The sequence below is a fragment of the Parerythrobacter lutipelagi genome, assembly GCF_005434975.1.
Taxonomy (GTDB): domain Bacteria; phylum Pseudomonadota; class Alphaproteobacteria; order Sphingomonadales; family Sphingomonadaceae; genus Parerythrobacter_A; species Parerythrobacter_A lutipelagi.
In genome coordinates, this window is sequence record NZ_SKCJ01000001.1 from 630,001 (window position 1) to 647,391 (window position 17,391).

At 61.2% G+C, this 17,391-nt stretch carries 20 protein-coding genes (1 of these 20 only partly in view); 9 read left to right on the plus strand and 11 right to left on the minus strand.

Annotated elements, in window-relative coordinates; all coding sequences use genetic code 11:
• Both E0502_RS03085 and E0502_RS03090 read left to right on the plus strand, forming a co-directional pair.
• Positions 1-535 carry the 3' portion of an aspartyl protease family protein gene (locus E0502_RS03085; RefSeq protein ID WP_240048836.1) on the plus strand. 434 nt of this gene lie to the left of the window's left edge, so only the last 535 of its 969 coding nucleotides appear in the window; its start codon lies off the left edge, out of view; it ends in the stop codon at positions 533-535.
• 67 nt (positions 536-602) lie between these two features.
• Positions 603-2,411, plus strand: a complete 1,809-nt coding sequence (locus tag E0502_RS03090) for an ABCB family ABC transporter ATP-binding protein/permease (protein WP_137676490.1) — start codon at positions 603-605, stop codon at positions 2,409-2,411.
• Between the two features lie 49 nt (positions 2,412-2,460).
• Here E0502_RS03090 and E0502_RS03095 read toward each other — a convergent pair whose 3' ends face one another.
• The 6 genes from E0502_RS03095 to E0502_RS03120 form a co-directional block, all read right to left on the minus strand.
• Positions 2,461-3,768, minus strand: coding sequence for a tyrosinase family protein (locus tag E0502_RS03095; RefSeq protein ID WP_161593692.1), 1,308 nt, complete (start codon positions 3,766-3,768; stop codon positions 2,461-2,463).
• A 144-nt stretch (positions 3,769-3,912) separates the two neighbouring features.
• On the minus strand, positions 3,913-5,697 hold the full coding sequence (locus E0502_RS03100) for a PKD domain-containing protein (protein WP_137676492.1): 1,785 nt from the start codon (positions 5,695-5,697) through the stop codon (positions 3,913-3,915).
• A 186-nt stretch (positions 5,698-5,883) separates the two neighbouring features.
• Positions 5,884-6,261: an ACT domain-containing protein gene (locus E0502_RS03105; RefSeq protein WP_240048837.1), complete on the minus strand. Its 378-nt coding sequence runs from the start codon at positions 6,259-6,261 to the stop codon at positions 5,884-5,886.
• A gap of 32 nt (positions 6,262-6,293) precedes the next feature.
• A complete protein-coding gene (hslU, locus tag E0502_RS03110; RefSeq protein ID WP_137676493.1) occupies positions 6,294-7,595 on the minus strand; it encodes an ATP-dependent protease ATPase subunit HslU in 1,302 nt (433 codons plus the stop codon).
• Positions 7,596-7,611: 16 nt separating this feature from the next.
• Positions 7,612-8,169, minus strand: coding sequence for an ATP-dependent protease subunit HslV (gene hslV, locus E0502_RS03115; protein ID WP_137676494.1), 558 nt, complete (start codon positions 8,167-8,169; stop codon positions 7,612-7,614).
• Between the two features lie 75 nt (positions 8,170-8,244).
• Complete coding sequence (locus E0502_RS03120; protein ID WP_240048838.1) at positions 8,245-8,697, minus strand: outer membrane protein assembly factor BamE; 453 nt, start codon at positions 8,695-8,697, stop codon at positions 8,245-8,247.
• A gap of 204 nt (positions 8,698-8,901) precedes the next feature.
• Here E0502_RS03120 and E0502_RS03125 point away from each other — a divergent pair, with 204 nt between their 5' ends.
• Both E0502_RS03125 and E0502_RS03130 read left to right on the plus strand, forming a co-directional pair.
• The gene (locus tag E0502_RS03125) at positions 8,902-9,414 is read left to right on the plus strand and encodes a ubiquinol-cytochrome C chaperone family protein (RefSeq protein WP_137676496.1); all 513 of its coding nucleotides are present in this window, start codon (positions 8,902-8,904) and stop codon (positions 9,412-9,414) included.
• Positions 9,411-9,932, plus strand: a complete 522-nt coding sequence (locus E0502_RS03130) for a YceD family protein (protein WP_137676497.1) — start codon at positions 9,411-9,413, stop codon at positions 9,930-9,932. The genes E0502_RS03125 and E0502_RS03130 overlap by 4 nt, the downstream gene beginning before the upstream one ends.
• A 15-nt stretch (positions 9,933-9,947) precedes the next feature.
• On the opposite strand, the gene ssb is transcribed toward E0502_RS03130, so the two are convergent.
• The 5 genes from ssb to E0502_RS03155 form a co-directional block, all read right to left on the minus strand.
• Positions 9,948-10,508 (minus strand): single-stranded DNA-binding protein, encoded by a 561-nt coding sequence (gene ssb / locus E0502_RS03135; protein ID WP_137676498.1) that lies wholly within the window; start codon positions 10,506-10,508, stop codon positions 9,948-9,950.
• A 102-nt stretch (positions 10,509-10,610) separates the two neighbouring features.
• A complete protein-coding gene (gene feoB, locus E0502_RS03140) occupies positions 10,611-12,464 on the minus strand; it encodes a ferrous iron transporter B (protein ID WP_137676499.1) in 1,854 nt (617 codons plus the stop codon).
• Entirely contained in the window at positions 12,461-12,700 is a 240-nt protein-coding gene (locus tag E0502_RS03145; protein WP_137676500.1) for a FeoA family protein, read from the minus strand. The genes feoB and E0502_RS03145 overlap by 4 nt, the downstream gene beginning before the upstream one ends.
• 69 nt (positions 12,701-12,769) lie before the next feature.
• Complete coding sequence (locus E0502_RS03150) at positions 12,770-13,429, minus strand: COQ9 family protein (RefSeq protein WP_137676501.1); 660 nt, start codon at positions 13,427-13,429, stop codon at positions 12,770-12,772.
• Positions 13,429-14,046 (minus strand): ankyrin repeat domain-containing protein, encoded by a 618-nt coding sequence (locus tag E0502_RS03155; RefSeq protein ID WP_137676502.1) that lies wholly within the window; start codon positions 14,044-14,046, stop codon positions 13,429-13,431. The genes E0502_RS03150 and E0502_RS03155 overlap by 1 nt, the downstream gene beginning before the upstream one ends.
• Positions 14,047-14,136: 90 nt before the next feature.
• Between E0502_RS03155 and E0502_RS03160 the strand changes: the two genes are divergently transcribed.
• The 5 genes from E0502_RS03160 (at position 14,137) to ribD (ending at position 17,382) form a co-directional block, all read left to right on the plus strand.
• Positions 14,137-14,745 carry an SCO family protein gene (locus E0502_RS03160; RefSeq protein ID WP_137676503.1) on the plus strand — a complete coding sequence of 203 codons (609 nt, stop codon included), beginning with the start codon at positions 14,137-14,139 and terminating at the stop codon, positions 14,743-14,745.
• On the plus strand, positions 14,733-15,170 hold the full coding sequence (locus E0502_RS03165) for a YcgN family cysteine cluster protein (protein ID WP_137676504.1): 438 nt from the start codon (positions 14,733-14,735) through the stop codon (positions 15,168-15,170). The genes E0502_RS03160 and E0502_RS03165 overlap by 13 nt, the downstream gene beginning before the upstream one ends.
• Positions 15,171-15,174: 4 nt before the next feature.
• Positions 15,175-15,897 (plus strand): M48 family metallopeptidase, encoded by a 723-nt coding sequence (locus E0502_RS03170; RefSeq protein ID WP_192895905.1) that lies wholly within the window; start codon positions 15,175-15,177, stop codon positions 15,895-15,897.
• Positions 15,898-15,965: 68 nt separating this feature from the next.
• Complete coding sequence (locus tag E0502_RS03175; RefSeq protein ID WP_137676505.1) at positions 15,966-16,430, plus strand: hypothetical protein; 465 nt, start codon at positions 15,966-15,968, stop codon at positions 16,428-16,430.
• A complete protein-coding gene (gene ribD, locus E0502_RS03180) occupies positions 16,408-17,382 on the plus strand; it encodes a bifunctional diaminohydroxyphosphoribosylaminopyrimidine deaminase/5-amino-6-(5-phosphoribosylamino)uracil reductase RibD (RefSeq protein WP_137676506.1) in 975 nt (324 codons plus the stop codon). The genes E0502_RS03175 and ribD overlap by 23 nt, the downstream gene beginning before the upstream one ends.
• Positions 17,383-17,391: the final 9 nt, after the last annotated feature.

The window sequence follows — 17,391 nt, forward strand, 5'->3', positions numbered from 1 at the left end:
GGACATGCGCGTGCTGATCGACTTTCGCGCCGATACGATTGCAGTAGACGACGCGAGGGCGCTCGGCGGCAACAAAGGGTTCGAGATTATCGTACGCGCGCGGCGCAAGCTGGGCCGGCTGATCATTACGCAAGCAAAAATCGATGGTGTTACGACGTCGGTCATCGTCGATACCGGGGCGCAGAACAGCATAGGAAATCTTGCGCTGCAACGCCGGATGCGGGCACGGGACCGCGAAGAATTTGTCACCACAGATGTCAACGGTATCGATTTGACGGGCAACCTTGCGCTGGCCAAATCGCTTACGATCCAGGGGCTGGAGCTGCAAAACCTGACAATTGCCTTTGCCGATACACCGGCCTTCGAAGCGCTCGGGCTCGACCGGCGGCCTGCTCTCATACTCGGGATGCGGGACCTGCGGCTGTTTGACCGGATTGCGATCGATTTTCAGAGCCGCAGCATACTGTTCGACCTGCCGGGCGGGACTCAGCTGCAACAGCTGTACAACCGCACGTTTTTTCCTTCGCGATTGTAATTCGCCGGCCGGCAACGTTCGGCCGATCATTGCCCTTTGACGGTGCTGATCCCACATGGGCCGGGCGATGCCGCCCGACGCAGCCTCCCCTACGCCAGCCGATCACGATAGCTGGGCGACGCTCCGGCGGTTTCTGCCATATCTCTGGCCGCGGGATAACGCTGCGCTGCGGCGGCGCATCATCCTTGCGATCATACTCGTTCTGCTGGCGAAGGCAGTCACGCTGGCTCTCCCGTTCGCTTACAAATACGCCGTCGATGCGATGGACACCCCGGGCAATGAGGCAGCGATGGTCGCCATCTCTCTGGTGCTGGCATACGCACTGGGCCGTTTCGGCGGCGTCGCCTTCGACCAGTTGCGCAATGTCGCTTTCGAGCGGGTCGGACAGGATGCCACCCGCCATCTCGCGGAGGACGTCTTTTCCCGGCTCCACCGCCTGAGCCTGCGGTTCCATCTCGCGCGCCGCACGGGTGAAGTCACCAAGACCATCGAGCGCGGAACCAAGAGCATCGATTCCATGCTCTATTTCCTGCTGTTCAACATTGCCCCGACGATCATCGAACTGTTCGTGGTCGGCGTGATCTTCTACATCAATTTCGGCTGGGAACTGGTCGCCGCGACGGGCGTGACAGTTGTCGCCTATATCGCTGTTACGCGCTGGATCACGGAATGGCGTACCAAGCTGCGGCGCGAGATGAACGATCTGGATGGCCGGGCACTGGACCGTGCGGTCGACTCGCTGCTCAATTACGAGACCGTCAAATACTTCAGTGCCGAAGCGCGCGAGCAGGCGCGCTACGCCTCCGCCGCCCGCGCCTATGCGGACGCGGCGGTCAAGACCGACAATTCGCTCGCCCTGCTCAACATGGTGCAATCGCTCATTACCAATGCCCTGATGGGAGGGGCGATGGCGTTCACCGTGTGGGAATGGAGCAAGGGCAATTTGACGGTCGGCGATCTGGTGTTCGTGAACACCTATCTGATGCAGCTCTTCCGCCCGCTCGATCTGCTTGGCTGGGTCTATCGCACGATCCGCCAGGGGCTGGTCGACATGGGCCAGATGTTCCGCCTGATGGACACCCCGGTTGAAGTGGCGGACAAACCGGGTGCGCCCCCAATCGTGGTCCGCAATCCGATGGTCGCGTTCGACAATGTCACGTTCGGCTACGACCCGGACCGGACCATCCTGCACGGACTGAGCTTCGAAGTGCCGGCCGGCAGCAGCACCGCCATCGTCGGGCCATCGGGTGCGGGCAAGAGCACCATCGCGCGGCTGCTGTTTCGTTTTTACGATCCGCAGGACGGGCGGATCCTGATCGACGGGCAGGATATCGCCGAAGTGACACAAGCAAGCCTGCGCGCGCAAATCGGCATCGTCCCGCAGGACAGCGTGCTGTTCAACGACACCATCGGCTACAACATAGCTTACGGCCGGGACGGCGCGAGCGCAGAAGAGGTCCTTGCGGCGGCGGAAGGGGCGGCGATTCTTCCCTTCATCAACCGTTTGCCCAAGGGTCTGGATACCGAAGTAGGGGAGCGCGGGCTCAAATTGTCCGGCGGTGAGAAGCAACGCGTGGCCATCGCCCGGACATTGGTCAAAAACCCGCCGATCCTGTTGCTCGACGAAGCGACCAGCGCGCTCGACACCAGGACCGAACAGGCGATCCTGCAAACGCTGCACCGGGTCGCGGAGAACCGCACGACGCTGTCGATTGCGCACCGCTTGTCGACGATTGCCGATGCGGACGAGATTCTGGTAATGCACCATGGCCGCATTGTCGAACGCGGCAGTCACTCGGCGCTTCTGGCGCATGGAGAGCTCTACGCCGAAATGTGGAGCCGGCAGGCGGCGGAGAGCGAAGTGGGAACGGTTTGAGCCGGTCTGGTCGGTGACTTCTCGAAGCTGCGACGTGCCAATTCTCCGGCTACGAGCGTTCGAGTGGTGCCATCGATCCAAGGATTAGATCTATTGATCCGAGTTGCAACGGATCGGACTCGGTCTGGCTCGCCGGGCCATTGGGGATTGGGACGAAGGTCAGTTGCACCCTCTCCGATACGCCTCGGACACGGCCAGCGGAGCGCAGGGCATTCGAAATCTCGACCTGATACGCACCGGAATGATGCTTGCCGTCTTTTGCCGTAAAGAAGCCAAAGCTTCCGGCATAGCTGGCATCATCGATCGGGGTGTCGACATTGGCGTTGGGATTACCGAGAAACACGCGCACGAAATAGTCGCTGACCTGCGGGGCCTTGGGATCGATCAATCGGAGGAAAATACGACCTTCTTGCAGCGGTGCCATGGCAGCGGAAAATGCTGCCGCAGGAATGTCCAATGAAAATGTGCTCGGCGTGTCTGGCCCGACAACCAGGTCTCGGGCAATTCTGGTCGAATCCAACTCCCGGAACTTCGCGGGTCCGCCCTGCACCATCAGCCGCTCGAGTTGCCCTGAGCGCTGAGTACCACGAATGCCGAACACCGTGCCAATCGTGTCGGGTTCGTATTGATATGCGTATAACGGTAAAGGAATGACATCTTCGATCGTACCGTTGATATCGTTGCCATCCGGATCCACGAACATCCCGTCAATTGGCATGGTGATCCAATCGCTATTGCTGATATTGGAATTGGCACGATTGTCGTTCCACTGATGCCATTGGTAGTCGACCATGCAGTGATGTGACCAGAACACCGGATCGAGAGCTGCGGTGCTGGTGTAACGCATATGACCAGATGGTCCGCCTACGGTGCCATGGACGATATCGTGCAGTTGTTGCTCCAGAACACCCTTTGTGCCCGCGTCTCTGATGTTGAACGGCGCGAGATTATTGGGTGCGGAGCCGGCAAACAGCTCGAAATCGGATTCGCTCATTTTAGCTTCAACGTTGGCAGCGCCGAAGGTGGTGGAATTGAGATTATTCGAAGAGCGCGTTGCATCGAATAACGGGCTGGTACTGTCGGTAAAGATGGCTGGCACGGACTGAACGTGCTGCCAGTTCCAATACGGCAATCCCCAATCCGGTTCGCCCGTAAGGCCCCGGATAATCCGCTCGAACGCCTGGATGTACACACGGTGCCATGGCAGGAACCACCAATTGCCATGCGGACAAAAGTCGTTGTGAATGCTGGCCTGATGCACCCAGCTTCGCTTGTCGCTTGATGGCAACGCTTTCATCTGCGCGACACCATCCTTGAATACCTGGATTTCGAAACTGTTTGCGCTGAGATTTGCCAAATTGCGCCGAGTGGGCCGCTCGTCAATAATTCGCTGGATCGCTTCGCACCCGCCTGTCGCAAAAGCCAGGCCGATAGCCCCGGTCGACATCAACACCTGCCTGCGGCTCAGAACAGTCACATCACTCTCCCAGAAAAGTCCCCATTATTCACAATTATCCAGCTGCTCTTGATAACCCCCCTCCTCCTTTTGCTTCTTCTTGCATAGATAAAGTGCGGCAATATAGCTTGTTATAATGCCAGACAGTATGATCAGAAAAGCAATGACTCCACCCCAAATCATTGTGCTGGTTGCTAGACCTATTAGCAAATAAAGTACGAAAAAGATCAACGAGATCCTTATGAGGCATGTCATACAACAGGGCCCGCACCACAAGCTGTAAATCACGAATATTGTGGCCAGCAAGTACGTGGTTCCCGCGGCCAAGTTTTCCCACCACTCATTGCCGGGGGTTATCGTCACCCATCCCTGCAAGACGGAAAAGAGGGCAAAACCAACCAGCGCAGCGATCAAGGTCAGCCAAAAACGGTTCTTGCAGAAACCGGGCTTGCCATCCAACTGCACTGCGTAGTGGCACCATTTGCACAGCAGACACCAACTTGGCGGCGCATCCGGACAAGGCACTTTCGGCGGATCGGGTTGATCGCATTTGGTCACATTGATCGTCACAGTGGCAGTTTCGGCACACGGGCTCGGATCGATAACCGATACCGTGATAGTATGCGGACCCGAGCCTAAATACAGATGATCGAATCCAAAGGTGAGTGAACCGCCGACCACGGGAAGCGTCTTCGTCTCAACCTGCCCATCGCCATATTCGACGCGCAGCTTGGTCGGCCCGTTCCCGGCCCCGCAGCCGGTGAAGAAATCTCCGGAAATCTCAATATCCACGCGGCGCCCGACCGGCGAAAGCGGGTTGCCGGGGCTCTGGCGCTCGCAGCCCCCTTCCGTCGCCGTTACTGAGAGGTTTTGCGGACATTGCGGATCTTCAGAGCACGCTGGTATGTCGAAGGTAATTTCGTGGTCATCGCAACCGTCAGGGAAGTCGGTCACGAGCCTGGCGATATAAGGAGAACCCGCTGGATCGAGCGGATCGGTCTCCCAAACCAATGGCCCCGGGTTTCCAGTTGATTTGGACAGACCATGATCGATAACGTTTGTGCCGCTGTTATCAAATAGCACCCACTGAATGGTGGCCGGTACGCAAGGTGACTGGAACGTCAAATAATGGGCGGTCAGGGTAGCGGTACGTTGGCACCCCGGCTTGCAGTCGCTGATCACGACAGTAGAATTTGTAATAACCGGGCAGCAGTCGGTCGCGCAATTGTCGAAGCTCAACAAATGCGTTTGCGGCGGACAATCGGGGTGGGAAGGGAACCGGACTTCCAGAGTGAACGATGTAGTGCTCGACGTATCGTAGCTGTGAACCTCGGAAAAATTGATTGTGCTTCCGGATGAAATGAACTGAGTGTTGCCCAGCTGGCCATCACCAAACGCCAATTGCAGAGCGTAAGGCAGGCAATCAGGGTCCATGATCGTGCCGGAAACGGATATCTCAATTTGGCGAAAGGTTGACGCGCCTACACAGCCCAAATCCTGATAGCTTATATTCAAAGGAAGGCAGCAGAGCGGAGGATTGCAAAGAACTCCCGTCTGTTTTGACTCCTTACAATCGGGTGTGTCGGTGCAAACAACCTCAACGCGGATATTTTCATCACATCGGACCGCCTTCGTCAGCGGAACAGTATGGGTATTGGTGCCGCCGGCTCCCGAAAATGGCTCCTGACCGATTAGATTTACACCATCGTAAACGGAAATCTCGATATTGGCGCATTGCTGAGCGGTAATTTCGACATCCAGCGACGTGTAGATCCCGCCGACTGAAATGCCTTCAGCATGAACATCGCCGATCGAAAGAATACAACCCATAAGAATCCCCCCTCAAAAACATGGTGAAAGGAAAATCCATATTATTCAAGCTCGGATGCTTTTCGGACGGCTATACAGCTATAAAATTGGCTCGATATACTGTTACAACAAGTACAAAGGAGGCGGTTCCAGCGGCGAGGAAGGTGTGTAACATCACTTTGTGCCGGCGTGGCTCGGGTCGGACACCTAAACGCGCCGCTTTACTGAGAGCGCTTCCAGCAATGCCAGTGCTGCTTCGGCCTTCTTTGCCGGAACGAACACATGATCGTGATGGAAGGCTGCGACCATGTTGCAGGCGATACCGCCATCGGCGAGCGCCGAGGCAACAGCGGCGGTCAGGCCCACGCCTTCCAGGTCCGAGTAGACTTGCAGCACGATACGGCGAAAATCGGGTCCGGGCAGGCCAGCCTCATCGGCCACTTCAGCCGGAACGATTGCCGTCACGCCTTCGTCCTCGCGGAAGGTGGCAATCGCTCTGCCCAGCAGCGTCGGCGCGTTGCCGGGCCCGATCAAGACAAACCGCCACACTGCGGCATCGAGTCTGGGCTCCATCTGCGCGATCATGGTCTCGCGGCCTGAAACCGGGGTCGGCACCGTCAGAGGATGTATTTGCTGAGATCGGTATCGCCGGCCAGTTCACCGAGCTTGTCACGCACATAGTCGGCGTCGATCGTGATCGTTTCGCCCTTGTGCTCCTCGGCCTCGAAACTGAGTTCTTCGAGCAGCTTTTCCATCACCGTTTGCAGGCGGCGGGCTCCGATATTCTCGACACTATCGTTCACCTGCGCGGCAATCTTGGCGATCTCTGCCACTGCATCGTCATCCAGTATGAGCGTGACCTCTTCAGTCCCAAGCAAGGCGCGATACTGTTCGACCAGATTGGCGCGGGTTTCGCTCAGGATCCGGACAAAGTCCTCTTCGGTCAGCGCGCGCAATTCGACGCGGATCGGCAGGCGGCCCTGCAATTCCGGCAACATGTCGCTCGGCTTGGCAAGATGAAACGCACCGCTGGCAATGAACAGGATATGGTCGGTCTTCATCGGACCGTATTTGGTCGAAACCGTCGTGCCTTCGATCAGCGGCAGCAGATCACGCTGGACTCCTTCCCGGCTGACAGAGCCGCCGCGCACATCGCTGACGGCGATCTTGTCGATCTCGTCGAGGAACACGATGCCGTTGGCTTCGGCATTCTCCAGCGCGACGCGGGCGACATCGTCCTGGTCCATCCGCTTCTCGGCCTCTTCCTCCACCAGCTTGTCCCATGCGTCGGGCACTTTCAGCTTGCGGCGTTTGGTCGGCTTCTTGCCCATCGCCTTGCCGAACATATCGCTGAGGTCGATCATGCCGACATTGCCGCCCATGCCGGGAATGTCCATCGGCATCGAGGGTGCGTCCTGCACGTCGATTTCGACTTCGGTATCGTTCATCGAATTGTCGACAATGCGGTTGCGGAAGCTCTCGCGGGTGGCTTCGGAGGCGTTCTCTCCGACCAACGCATTGAGCAGCCGGTCCATCGCGGCTTCGCTGGCGGTTTCGCGCACGGCCTCGCGGCGGCGGTCTTTCTCCAGCCGGATCGCTTCTTCCGCCAGATCGCGCGCGATCTGTTCGACATCACGGCCAACGTAGCCGACTTCAGTGAATTTCGTCGCTTCGACTTTTACGAACGGCGCTTCGGCCAGCTTTGCGAGGCGGCGTGAGATCTCTGTCTTGCCACAGCCGGTCGGGCCGATCATCAGAATGTTCTTGGGGGTGACTTCGTCGCGCAACTCAGGACCGAGCTGCTGGCGGCGCCAGCGGTTGCGCAGCGCCACTGCCACCGCGCGTTTGGCATCATTCTGGCCAATGATATGCTCGTCGAGCGCGGCGACGATCGCCTTTGGTGTCAGTGCTTCTGTCATGGAATTCCCGGTCGGGTCAGACGGTTTCAAGCGTCACATTGTCATTGGTGAAGACACAGATGTCTGCGGCGACAGCCATCGCCTTGCGGGCAATCTGTTCAGCATCTTCTTCATAGGCGGTGAGAGCGCGGGCCGCAGCAAGGGCGAAATTGCCGCCCGATCCGATCGCGGCAATCCCGCCTTCGGGCTCCAGCACATCGCCATTGCCGGTGAGTACCAGCAGAGTGTCCTTGTCGGCCACGATCATCAAGGCTTCGAGATTGCGCAGATATTTGTCGGTTCGCCAGTCCTTGGCAAGCTCGACAGCGGCGCGCATCAACTGGCCGCTATACTGCTCCAGCTTCTTTTCCAGCCGCTCGAACAGGGTGAAGGCATCGGCGGTGGCTCCGGCAAATCCGGCGACAACCTTGCCATCACCAATCCGGCGCACTTTGCGTGCGTTCGGTTTCATCACGGTGTTGCCCATCGAAACCTGACCGTCACCGGCGATCACGGTTTTGTCGTTCTTCCTGATCCCGACGATGGTCGTGCCGTGCCAGGGCGTTAGCCCGTGTGCAGAGTTTTTCTCATCCATGCAGCGGGATATGGGGTGCGCCGCCCAGTGGTCAAGACAACGCCCGACACAGGCCGGGGCGCTTTGCAGCCGGGTTTAGCCGCCCGGTCCAGCGCCGCCGCCCGCGCCCGGTGCGCCGACCGTGCCGATGTTGCCGAACAGGTCTTCCAGGAACCCGCGCTCGCGACCCAGCGTCGGCGTCTCATCGCCTTCGGGCGAAAGGAACACGACCTTGTCGAGACCGCTGCGCTCTGTCGCTACGACATTGCCGGAACCGTCGAACTTCACCGCCAGCACGCTGTGCTGTCTGATCCGCGGCCGCACGAACGGTTTGCGTCCGGTCACGCTCGACACGTAATACCATGTCTGGTCGCCGAACTGGCTGGTAAAGGACGGCCGGCCAAGCGTTGCTGCGACCGAATCCTGATTGTCGATCCCCGGCTGGACCGAGTCGGTCAGCATGTTGTCCTGAATGTATCCGCGGTTCTCGCGGATCGAGCTGCAGCCCGAAATCGCCACAGCTGCGACCATCAGGGAAGCGCCTGCCATCACCCTGCGAAATGTATTCGGGCGTGAAATCATCGAAACAAACCTTCTTTCGCGCGCGCCATGCCATGGTTGGAACGGCGCACATCTGTCCTATATCGAAGCGAGCCTTACGGCGATGGCCGCCGCCTTGCAACTTCGCGCTTCGGGCGCTTGGGGACGGCGGGTTGAATTGTCGCTGAATAACCCGACGGAGTGCCCTTCGCTATGTCTTTGCTGTCCCGCCTGTTTGGTACCGAACGCGACCCGCGTGAGGATATTCGCCCTTTGTGGCACGCGCTTGTTGCACAGGCCCGGAACAAACACTGGTATGCGGCGTGCGGAGTGGCCGATACGCTGGAGGGGCGGTTCGACATGATCACCGCCGTGGTCGCGCTGGCGATCGTGCGGATGGAGCAGGACGAAGCGCTGTCGCGCGATACCGCCTATCTGACCGAATTGTTTGTCGAGGATATGGACAGCCAGCTGCGTGAAAGCGGCGTGGGCGATCCCACCGTGGGCAAATATGTCGGCAAACTGGTTTCCGCGATGGGCGGACGGATCGGTGCGTTCCGCAATGCCGTTTCGGGTGAACGCGCGATGGAAGACGTGGTTGAAAAGAACATGACTCTCAATGACGGTGCCGATGGCACAAAGCTGGCAGCGGGGCTCAGCGACCTTGCCGCGCGTTTTGCCGGCATTTCGGACGACGAATTCCGCGCCGGGAATATCGCGGCATGAGCGCGCCGGAATTCTCTCGCATGGTCCGCCTCAGGCCGCTCCCTCAGGAGCCAGTCGAATTGATCCCCGGCGCATCAGAACGCGCCGCTCTGGCAGTCAGGTTCGATGTGACCGAGGTTTCTTCACTGGTCGCCCGGGTCAGCCTCGGCGATGATGGCAAGGCGGTGACCGGAGAGGGAACGCTGGAGGCCGACATAATTCAGGCCTGCGCCATCTCAGGCGATGATTTTCCGGTCCGGATATCGGAAAAGCTCGCCTTGCGCTTTGTCCCGGCCGGTGCCGTACCCGAAGTGCCCGACGCCGAAATCGAACTCGATCCGAACGAGCTCGACGATATCGAGTATTCCGGCGACAGCTTCGATCTTGGCGAGGCGGTCGCGCAAAGCCTCGGCCTTGCGATCGATCCCTACGCCGAAGGGCCCAATGCCGACGCAGTGCGCAAGAAAGCCGGGATCGTCACCGACGACACGCCAAGCGGTCCGCTGGCCGAAGCGCTCTCTGCGCTGAAAAAGGGATGATCCCCGGTTAAGCGATCAGAACGGGATATCGTCGTCGAGATCGTCGTAGTTCGAGCCGCCGCCGGAAGTCCCGCCGCCCTGACCGCCGCCGCCCTGACCGCCGCCGCCCTGACTACCTCCATAGCCGCCCGAGCTTCCGCCTGAGCCGCGATCCTGGTTCCAGTCGCCGCCGCCGCGCTGGCCGCCACCACCGCCTCCACCGCCACCGCCGCTGCCGCCGCCGGATGCGCCGTCGAGCATGGTGAGCGACCCGTTCATGCCTCGGATCACGACTTCGGTCGAATAGCGGTCATTGCCCGACTGGTCCTGCCACTTGCGGGTTTGCAGCTGGCCTTCGACATAAACCTTGGAGCCCTTGCGCAGGTAACGCTCGACCACTCCGATGAGGCCTTCGGAAAAGATTGCGACAGTGTGCCACTCCGTGCGTTCCTGCCGCTCGCCAGTGTTCTTGTCTTTCCATGTTTCCGAAGTCGCAATGCGCAAATTGGCGACCTTGCCGCCGTTCTGGAAACTGCGGATCTCGGGGTCCGCGCCCAGATTCCCGATGAGCATGACTTTGTTGAGGCTACCGGCCATCGAATCGTCCCTTTGTCTGTTCGGGCACCGGCCTATCGGATGGAGCCAAGCGGTGCCAGTGAAGAACCACTCGTTTCCACCGGCTTCGGATCGGTCTGGCCGCTAGAGCCCTGCTGCTGTCGCCAGCCAGTATGTCAGCCCGGCAAAGGCATAGGCCAGCGCGAACAGGTATCCGACCATGAATGCGGGCCATTTCCATCCGTTGGTCTCCCGCCGGGCGACCGCGATGGTCGAGACGCATTGCGGGGCGAAGACGAACCATGCGAGGAATGCGAGCGCGGTGGGCAGGCCCCACAGCTGCGAGATCTTGCCTTCGAGCGCCGCCAGGGTCTTGTCTTCATCGTCCGAGTCGACCGCATAGGTGGTCGCGAGCGAGGACACCGCAACTTCGCGCGCGGCCATGGCGGGCACCAGTGCCAGCGTCATCTCGCGGTTGAAACCGATCGGTTCGAACACCGGATGCATGGCGGTCGCGATCTGCCCGGCGAAGCTGGCATCGACCTGGCTTTCGCCCGGGTCTGCCTTGGGGAAGGTCAGCAGCAGCCACAGCACCACGGTTGCAGCAAAGATGATCGTGCCTGCACGGCGCAGAAACACCCACGCCCGCTGCCACAGGCCGATCAGCAAATCCTTTACCGCCGGCAGCTGGTACCGCGGCAGTTCCATGATGAAGCCGCTGGCGTCCCCCTTGGTCACGGATTTGCGCAGCACGAGGGCGACGACCATCGCCCCGACGATACCGGCCAGATAAAGCCCCAGCAGCACCAGCCCCTGCAAGCCGACAAAGGGAGCGACGCTGGTGTTGGGAATGACCGCTGCGATAATGATGCCATAGACCGGCAAGCGGGCCGAACAGGTCATCAGCGGAGCAATCAGAATGGTAGTCAGCCGGTCCTTCGGGTCCGCAATGCTCCGCGTCGCCATGATGCCGGGAATGGCGCAGGCAAAACTGGACAGCAGCGGGATGAAGCTTTTGCCGGACAGGCCGACGCTGGCCATCATCCGGTCCATCACGAAGGCCGCGCGCGCCATATATCCGCTCGCCTCCATCAACAGGATGAAGAAGAACAGGATCACGATCTGCGGCAGGAAGACGACCACCGAACCAACCCCGGCGATCACGCCTTCCGTCACCAGGTCGCGCAAGAAACCTGCGGGGAAGTTTGCCACAACCAGCCCCGACAGCGCGCCCGCCCCGGCATCGAGCGCGTCGGCAAACGGTGTCGCCCAGGCAAACACCGCCTGAAAGATCACAAACAGGATCGCGAACAGGATCAGCGGGCCAAGCCACGGATGCAGCAAAACCTTGTCGAGGCCTGCATGGATGCGGTGTTCTGTACTCTCGGACAGGATCGCCGCCTTGGCGATGTTGCGTGCGGTGAGGCGGCGTTCGGGCAAGGTGATGTGCGGGCGCGGATCCGGGTGAGACTGCGCGTCTGCCAGTTCTTCCGCAGAACCTATGGCTTCAGTCAGTTCGGCAAGACCGCGGCGGCGAACGGCAACGGTCGGCACCACCGGCACGCCGAGCGCTTGTGACAGCGCTGCCGGATCGAGCACCAGCCCGTCCCGTTCGGCCAGGTCGATCATGTTCAGCGCCACGACCGTTGGCACGCCCAGCGCAATGACTTCCTGCGCGAAGACCAGGTGTTGTTCGAGATTCGCGGCATCGAGCACGATCACCAGCGCATCGGGCTTTGCCTCGCCCGGGAATTCGCCCATCACGACCTTGCGGGTGACTTCTTCGTCAGGGCTGGCCGCGTCGAAGCTGTAGCTGCCCGGCAAATCGATCAGTTCGACCGGCTCGCCCGAAGGCAGGACCAACCGTCCCACCTTTCGCTCCACCGTAACGCCGGGATAGTTGGCGATCTTCTGACGCGCACCGGTCAGCGCGTTGAACAGCGCGCTCTTGCCGGCATTGGGATTGCCGACCAGCGCGGCGCGGCGCAGGCGGGTCATAGATGCTCGACCGTCATGGCTTCGGCGTGGGCACGGCGCAGCGCGATGGTCATGCGGCCTATCATGATCGCAATCGGATCACGCCCGCCCAACACACCGCGGTGTGCGATGGCGATTCGCGCGCCTTCGTCGATACCCAGGGCGCGAAGACGCTTGCCGTCTTCGGGCGCAACACGGTCCCAGTCGACCGCGACGATCCGCGCGCGCTGTCCGATAGCAAGGGCTTCCAATGTCATGCGGCGCGCGCTGCCAGAGACGCGCGCTTATTGCAACTGATTATCAATAGAAGTGGGAACAGAGTCGCTTCAGCGCGCGGGATAGCGCAACCGGCCGAGGAACCGCGTAACGCTGAAGCTCTCCCGTTCCGGGTTGAGCCACTTGGCCTTGGCTTTCTCGAACTTCATCACGCCTTCGATCCGGCGGTCGAGGAAGTCCCTGGTATCGGCCTTGCCCTCGCTCTCGTCGTCGGCGAAGACCGCCAGAGTCGCGGTGTATATCCCGCCAAGAATGGTGCGCTTGGTATAGTGGTTGTAATCGGTCGCGGTGTCGCCCGCGAGACGCCACATCAGATCCGCGCTGCGCCACCCGGTCTTGAGCGATGCCGCGACATTCTGCGGCATGGCCATGATCGCCGTGGCGCGTTTCAACGCTTCTTCCTGACCCTCGATCGCGTCCAGCCGGAACTGAACCAATGAACGGATGCGTTCGCGGATCGGCAGCTTGGCCAGCTCTTCCCGAGTGAAATGCCCGGCCATCGCGGCGTCGATGCTGTCGATCCACGCGCCGATCATGTCCATTGCACCTCCGGGATAGGCGAGCCGCGCAACATCGGCATCGACTCCGACCATGTCCGCCGCGTTTTCAACCGCTTTGGCGTTCCAGCCATCGAACACGGCCGAGTTGGCAACTTCCGGCGCCAGCGCAATGCGCAGCTCGTCGAGCGTCATGTCCGCATAGCCCGTCATCACAAATCCGGCCCGTAGGTCTGCGGCGCCCGAACCGCCGCCTCGCGCGCGGTATCGGCTGTTTCGAGCGCATCGATCAATTGCTCATTGCTATTCATCAAACCGGCATAGTCGCGCGCGTTTCTACCCGAGTTGTCGGACTTGTCCGGGTTTGCTCCGTGCTCGAGCAACATCTTGATCATCGGCAGATCGCGCCGATGAATGGCCGCAATCAACGGTGTCTCGCCGGTCGCATTCGAAACATCGACCTTTGCGCCGCGCTTGATCAGGATTTCCGCCGCCTCGACTTCGCCCAGGCCCGTAGCGATCATCAGCGGCGTGGTGCCATCACGATCGGCGATATTGGGATTGGCCCCTTTCTGCAGCAGAAATCGGACCCACACGGTTTCGCGCCGCGACGTTACGATATGCAGTGCAGTCTCACCGGTCGCCTTGTCGCGGGTGTTGACGATGGTCGCGCCCGGCTCGTTGAGCGTATCGGTCACTTTCTGCCCATCGCGGTCACGCACGGCTTTGAGAAATTCATAACCGTCCGAGAATATCTGCGCCGGTGCCGGCGTAGCGATTGCGGCGAGCGAAGCGGCGATCAGGGCATTGCGAAAGAGCGCGCGGGCCATGGAAAGGATTGCCTCCGAATTGAAAAGGTCGTGGTGGGCGGACTCGCCCTCTTGTGCAGCGCCGATTAGCAGAGCATTAAGCGCCGCGCCATGCTTCGTCATATTTCCCGAATTTCGCTCGCCGGATTTGCAGCGCTCGCGCTTGCCGGCTGTGGTGGAGCCACCCCGCCCGGTCCCTCGCCCGACGGAGCGGACTTGCGCGGCTCATCGCTGGGCGGTGCGTTCACTCTGACTTCGAACAAGGGGCAGCCGGTCAGCTGGTCGGACTTCGACGGGCAGTACCGGATGGTTTACCTCGGCTTCACCTATTGCCCGTCGATCTGCCCGACCGATGTCCAGCGCATGTCAGCCGGGCTGGAACTGTTCGAGAAGGAAAACCCCGCCCTCGCTCGCAAGGTCCAGCCGATCTTCATCTCGGTCGATCCGGATCGCGATTCGGTGGCTGCAATCGACGAGTTCGTGGGGAATTTTCATCCCCGCCTGATCGGCCTGCGCGGCAACCAGGAAGAAACCGACAAGGTTGTGAGAATCTTCTCGGCAAGCGCACAGAAAGACGATCCCGACGCGGCTGAAGGCTACAACATTACTCACACGACCCTGACCTATCTGTTCGGGCCCGAAGGCGAGCCGCTTGGCTTGCTCCCGACCGACAAGGGGCCGGAAGCGGTGGCGAGCGAACTTGAAGGGTGGGTCCGCTGAGGGACAGGTTCTGGGAACTTCCGCTCGGCGATCTGAACCGCGAGGAATGGGAAGCGCTGTGCGACGGCTGCGGGCGCTGCTGCCTGCACAAGACCGAAGACGAAGACACTGGCGAGATCGAGCACACCAACGTCGCGTGCAAGCTGCTCGATTGTAAGACCGCACGGTGCAGCGACTATCGCAACCGCAAGGCCTTCGTCCCGGATTGCCTGCGCCTGACCTTCAAGCTGATGGATAGCGTGCCGTGGCTGCCGCAAACCTGCGCCTACCGGCTGCGCGCGGAAGGCAAACCGCTGAAAGAGTGGCACCATCTGATCTGCGGCGATCCCGACGCGGTGATCGCAGCGGGCGTTTCGGTTGCCGGGCGGGTCATCAGCGAGACCAGGGCCGGCCCGCTGGAACACCATATCGTCGAATGGGATTGAGCCGGTGATCGATTGGCTGCGCCCCGATATGCAGGAACCGGCGGTGACGGTCGGCGGGCACGACCTGCCGCTGGCGATCAAGCGTCATCCCACGGCCAAGCGCATGACCATGCGGCTTGCCCCCGACGGGTCGGAAGTGCGGATCACCATTCCGCGATGGGGCCGCACGCGCGAAGCGATCGAATTTGCCCGCTCCCGCGAAGACTGGCTCGAAGGGCAACTGGCCAAGGCCGAACGCCCGCAAGCGCCGCGTTCGGGGTCGATCCTGCCGTTTCGCGGGTGCGATCTAACTGTCCATTGGCAGGCGGATCACGCGCGCCGCGTTGTTGTCGATGGCAGCAGGCTGGTGGTCGGCGGACCCGGGGATGCGCTGGCGGGACGGCTCGAGCGCTGGCTGCGGACAGAGGCGCGCGAGCTCATGTCAGCCGACCTCGCAGAATATTGCGCGCGCGGCGGGGTGGAAACTCCGAAGATCGCGCTCTCAAGGGCGCAGCGCCGCTGGGGCAGTTGTTCGACCAGCGGCACTGTGCGGATCAACTGGCGACTGGTCATGGCACCCGATGCGGTGCGCCGCTCGGTGGTTGCGCATGAGGTCGCCCATCTGGTGCACTTCGATCACAGCAGTGCCTTCCACACCCTGCTCGGCGGCTTGTTCGAAGGCGACATAGACAGCGCGAATCGCTGGCTCAAGCAACACGGGCGCTCGCTCTACCGTCATTTCGGCTGAAATTCGTGACGGCTGCCGGGGCGCGCTTCGTACTGGCGCTGTTCAGGCCAACCGCCTATGGTCGGTAAATGCGCTTCCTCCGCAGACTCAATCCGATACCGGGCATCAAGGATTTCTGGCACGAATTCCGCCGCCCCAACCCGCGCCGTATTCCGGTGATGGTGATCTCTGTCCTTATTCCGCTGAGCGTGCTCTACGTTTTCGCCGGGGAAAGCTATATCGGCCTGCCGAGACCGCCCGAGGTGATCTACATCTCGACCTTCGATGCGGACCGCACGCAGGAACAGATCATCGCTTCCAACATCGCCAATCAAAGGGCGAAGGAAGAGCGCGCGGCGCTTGAGCAGGAGCGGTTGGAAGTCCGGCGTGATCTCTATCGCACACTGGGTGAAGCGACCGGCGTCGACGTGGACGGAATGGAGCGGGAAATCGCCGAAGATGAAGCGCGCGCCGCGGAAGCCGCAGAGGCGGAACGCCGCGCCCTGCTGAGCCGAGCCGGTATCGAGCCTGATGAACCCGCAACTGCGGACTGACGCAGACTGGCTGGCGGCGGCGGCGCGCCTCGCGTCGCGCGCTCGACCATTGAGCCGTCCCAACCCCGGGGTCGGGGCCATTCTCGTGAAGGACAACATCGTCGTGGGCCGCGGATGGACCCAGCCCGGCGGCAGACCCCATGCCGAAGCAATGGCTCTCGCGATGGCGGGCAATGCGGCGAGGGGCGCGGCGCTCTATTGCACGCTGGAACCTTGCGCTCACCGGTCGGAGCGCGGGCCTTCCTGTGCAGCCTCGATCGGCGAAGCGGGCGTGGCGCGCTGCGTTTTCGGCGTGATGGACCCCGATCCGCGCACCTCCGGCAAAGGCCTGCAGGCGATGCGGGAGGCCGGGGTCGATGCGGTCCACCAGCCCGATGACGCTTGCCGTGAAAGCCTTGCCGGCTATCTCACGCGCGCAGAGCGCGGCCGCCCGCATATCACGCTCAAGCTCGCTGTCTCGCTCGACGGGTGCGTCTCGCTCGACAATGGCGAGAGCCAGTGGATCACCGGCGAAGCCGCGCGCGCGCATGTTCATTCGCGCCGCGCAATGGTGGACGCGATTCTCGTCGGCGGCGGCACATGGCGGGCGGACAGGCCACGGCTCAATGTGCGGCTGGAAGGGCTGGAGGACCGCAGTCCGCAGCGCATCCTGCTGTCACGCGGCGTCCCGCCCGACGGAGTGAAAGTGATCAACGCACCGGAGCAGGTGGCGCAGCTTGACGGCGTGCAGTATCTTTACGTCGAAGGCGGCGCGCAGACAGCGGCGGCTTTTCTGGCTCGGGATCTGGTCGACCGGATCGAGCTCTACCGTGCGCCCATTGTGATCGGCGGCCGCAACGCTATCGGCGATATCGGCCTCACCGACCTCGCCTCGGCCCATGACCGCTGGACGCTTTCCGAACGGCGCCAGCTTGGCAGCGACAGCCACGAAGCCTACAGCCGCACCCGCTAAAGGGAGTTT

Coding starts and splice junctions, on each gene's coding strand:
- E0502_RS03120 (WP_240048838.1), bottom strand. CDS start 8,697: ATGGCAGGCGCTTCCCTGATGGTCGCAGCTGTGGCGATTTCGGGCTGC.
- E0502_RS03145 (WP_137676500.1), bottom strand. CDS start 12,700: ATGACATTGGAAGCCCTTGCTATCGGACAGCGCGCGCGGATCGTCGCG.
- hslU (WP_137676493.1), bottom strand. CDS start 7,595: ATGACAGAAGCACTGACACCAAAGGCGATCGTCGCCGCGCTCGACGAG.
- E0502_RS03100 (WP_137676492.1), bottom strand. CDS start 5,697: ATGGGTTGTATTCTTTCGATCGGCGATGTTCATGCTGAAGGCATTTCA.
- E0502_RS03150 (WP_137676501.1), bottom strand. CDS start 13,429: ATGACGGGCTATGCGGACATGACGCTCGACGAGCTGCGCATTGCGCTG.
- E0502_RS03175 (WP_137676505.1), top strand. CDS start 15,966: ATGCGCTTCCTCCGCAGACTCAATCCGATACCGGGCATCAAGGATTTC.
- hslV (WP_137676494.1), bottom strand. CDS start 8,169: ATGGATGAGAAAAACTCTGCACACGGGCTAACGCCCTGGCACGGCACG.
- feoB (WP_137676499.1), bottom strand. CDS start 12,464: ATGACCCGCCTGCGCCGCGCCGCGCTGGTCGGCAATCCCAATGCCGGC.
- E0502_RS03125 (WP_137676496.1), top strand. CDS start 8,902: ATGTCTTTGCTGTCCCGCCTGTTTGGTACCGAACGCGACCCGCGTGAG.
- E0502_RS03105 (WP_240048837.1), bottom strand. CDS start 6,261: ATGATCGCGCAGATGGAGCCCAGACTCGATGCCGCAGTGTGGCGGTTT.
- E0502_RS03090 (WP_137676490.1), top strand. CDS start 603: ATGCCGCCCGACGCAGCCTCCCCTACGCCAGCCGATCACGATAGCTGG.
- E0502_RS03160 (WP_137676503.1), top strand. CDS start 14,137: ATGCTTCGTCATATTTCCCGAATTTCGCTCGCCGGATTTGCAGCGCTC.
- ssb (WP_137676498.1), bottom strand. CDS start 10,508: ATGGCCGGTAGCCTCAACAAAGTCATGCTCATCGGGAATCTGGGCGCG.
- E0502_RS03130 (WP_137676497.1), top strand. CDS start 9,411: ATGAGCGCGCCGGAATTCTCTCGCATGGTCCGCCTCAGGCCGCTCCCT.
- E0502_RS03155 (WP_137676502.1), bottom strand. CDS start 14,046: ATGGCCCGCGCGCTCTTTCGCAATGCCCTGATCGCCGCTTCGCTCGCC.
- ribD (WP_137676506.1), top strand. CDS start 16,408: ATGAACCCGCAACTGCGGACTGACGCAGACTGGCTGGCGGCGGCGGCG.